The following is a 2,914-nucleotide window of genomic DNA, read 5'->3' as shown; positions in this document are numbered from 1 at the left end:
GCCATGCCGCACGAGGGTAAGGTAGCAAAATTTATCCTATACACCACGTTATCTTACAAAATATAAATTGAGTCATTATGAAGGCCCAATTAACATTTTTGAGTTTTTCACATAACTTCAGGGCAAAGCGTACGTGCATTAGTAAACTAAATTTTTATTTCCCATACTTGATAAGTAAAGACTAAGCTTGAAACACGTATTTAAATCTTTCGTTAAAGTTTCCATTCAGGCAATAATACACCGAATGTTCTTTTTCTGAATATACCATGGAAAAATCAGTTTTCCATTCATCGTTGTTTTGCTTTGCTGATTCCAGAATTTTAAATGCGGAATCTACATCCAACTTACCAGAATCAGATAAGGAAGTGAATACTTTTTTATATCGTTGGCATTCACATGGTATTAAATCTTTTTCATAGTCCCATAATGAAAAATTAGTCATCACATAGAATGGTGATGAATCAGCAGGGCTATACAAGTTTCCACGTCCAGGCTCCACTATCCATACGTTAGCTTTTGAATCACATATCATATTATGGGTACTCCAATCGGGAACGTTAACAACTTCTATATTATTCAGATATTCACCTAGATTTTCTATAAGTATATTTCCCTTAAGGATATCCGTAATAAATTTAGTGGTATGGGTAACATTTTTACTTGGCCTTCGGTATAAACCTTTTCCATTAGAATCCACCATAAGATTATTAAAGAACACACCTTTTTTATTAACACCAAAAGAAGGATGCTTACCCTTCCCCACCTTTACAAGAAAAAAGTCCGGGGCACTTGTATCGATAGAAAAATCCATCCCATTATTATCAAAATTCATTCCAATTATCCTGTCATTTTCTCTATATATAAAGCTTGTACACATTTTCAAACCTCCCCTGGATTCTTTATTAGTATCTGTTCATATATATTCTATTAAAAATTAATAATTGTCAATATATTACCGGCTAATAATTTGTTTTATTGCAATTAAACAGTGAGATAGATTAGGCTGTCAGTGTATCTGCTAATTTCTTTTTTTCTTCGTTTTTTATATCCTATTTTATATTGGCATATTTCATCTTCTTTAAGAATATATTTATATGAAAATAGTAGTGCTATGATTGACTATACTTATCTGAGTTCTATTGTATACAATCAGTGCACGGTATAAAGAGGGAGTTGAATATGCCTGACTATAGAAGATTAGTTTCATACATTTACAATTATGAAGACGGTAGGAAAAGAAACAATGTTGGGTATGCCAGGATAGAAGCACGTAATGGATTGTGCAAATGTACACTTCATATCACTGCCCCCAGCTTAAACGATAAACAATTAAAAGTTTATTTTTTTAGGCGAGACAATGGTGGACTGGATGGTATACAAATAGGTACTATGTTAATAAAAAACAGTGCCGGTGATTTGAAGGTTCAAACAAATTCAGAGCATATCATGAATTCACCCTATAGTTTAGAACACATGGGAGGAATGGTACTATACCTTTCCGATTCCAAATTCTTTGCAACAGAATGGGATGATCAGCCAATTAATATGGAGGTTGTTTCTACCCTTGAGAAAAAGAAAGTGGTTAAACCTGTTGAAGAGGAGAAGGAATTAACCAGAAGTGAAAAAGAACCCCATTTGGTGGCAGCAAATATTGAAAAGGAAGAAGACTTCAAAGGAAAGAAAGAAGTCGGGACAGAGGCAAAGGTTTATTACATAAGGAAAGGGACAGAAAGGGAAGCTAATGACATAAAGAAAGATACGGAGACAGAAACTAATGATATAGAAAAAGGCCCAGAGGCAGAAACATATGACATAAAAGAAGACTCAAAGGCAGAATCTAAGGACATAAAAGATGCCTTAGAAACAGAAGCCAACGACCTAAACAAAGACCCGGGGACAGAAACCTATGATGTAAAAAGAGAGGTTGAGGCCAAAGTTTCAGAAGTAAAAAAAGAAGCAGAATCTCCGGAAGAAAAGGCGGAAGAGCCTACAGTATCCGAGATAAAAACAGAATCTCAGCCGGTTAGTCCAGAGGTTGAGGGTACAAAGGCAGTAGAAAAAGGTGAGTTAAATGTTGAGAATTTTCTTAAGTTAGCTAATGCTATTACAGGGCAAATGAAGTTAAAACCGGATACTCCGGAACAACAGGTTTCCCAAGAGCCTAAGCCAGTTGTTTCTAACCAACCCACAGCTGAGGATAAAGGGGAGGATAAGAACACTACGACTCCCGGTCCAACTCCCGTTGCTTTAACAGAAGCTAATTGTATTCCCGGAAGAAATCCTGAAAGAGACAAATGGGAAGATGAAATGACAAGAAAATATTATGAAGAAGAAAGATCCAGAGGTAATATACCGGATAACAGAAGCAGAGAAAGACAGGATAGAAGTGAAAAATTAACAAAACCTTTCTTTGAAGACCATCCCACAGCTCAATATATGTATAATAATTTTCAAAGAATGTACCCCTTTGAAGATAATGAGGTTGCATGGTGCGTTAAAATAGAGCCTCAAGACATAGGATTGCTTCCAATGGAAGCCTGGGTATTAGGAAATAATAGTTTTCTTCTTCATGGATATTATAGCTATCGTCATCTGATTTTTGCAAGAGTGAATGATGACAAAGAGGCCAGGTATATATTAGGTGTGCCGGGAATATTTCATAACCGTGAAAAATTCATGGCAAGAATGTTCGGATTTGAGAATTTCAAGAGTATTAAGAGAAGAGACCGCAGATCCGGAGAATTTGGTTATTGGTATGTGCCTGTAGTCCTGAATTAAATCCTGTAAAAATAATAAGACCCTTGCTTTCTATGTAACTTTGATGTGACCCCTAAAAGTTAGACTTTATGGCGGAGTGGATTTATCCACTTCGCCTTTTCCTTTTATGCTGCCAAGAGGCTGAGTCTGTATTCAA

2 protein-coding genes are annotated in these 2,914 nt (G+C 35.8%); one reads left to right on the top strand and one right to left on the bottom strand.

Features of this window, described 5'->3' with window-relative positions; translation table 11 throughout:
* Positions 1–181 precede the first annotated feature (181 nt).
* The gene (locus BM183_RS20385) at positions 182–877 is read right to left on the bottom strand and encodes a hypothetical protein (protein WP_091689443.1); all 696 of its coding nucleotides are present in this window, start codon (positions 875–877) and stop codon (positions 182–184) included.
* 302 nt (positions 878–1,179) lie between these two features.
* Here BM183_RS20385 and BM183_RS20380 point away from each other — a divergent pair, with 302 nt between their 5' ends.
* A complete protein-coding gene (locus BM183_RS20380; RefSeq protein ID WP_091689441.1) occupies positions 1,180–2,778 on the top strand; it encodes a DUF6128 domain-containing protein in 1,599 nt (532 codons plus the stop codon).
* Positions 2,779–2,914 lie beyond the last annotated feature (136 nt).

The organism is Anaerocolumna aminovalerica, assembly GCF_900115365.1.
Lineage (GTDB): Bacteria > Bacillota > Clostridia > Lachnospirales > Lachnospiraceae > Anaerocolumna > Anaerocolumna aminovalerica.
Note: the sequence above shows the minus strand (reverse complement) of the source record. Positions and strands in the feature narration are given on the sequence as shown.

Excerpts from the sequence above, each read along its gene's own strand:
- BM183_RS20385 (WP_091689443.1), bottom strand. The coding sequence starts at position 877 with ATGTGTACAAGCTTTATATATAGAGAAAATGACAGGATAATTGGAATG.
- BM183_RS20380 (WP_091689441.1), top strand. The coding sequence starts at position 1,180 with ATGCCTGACTATAGAAGATTAGTTTCATACATTTACAATTATGAAGAC.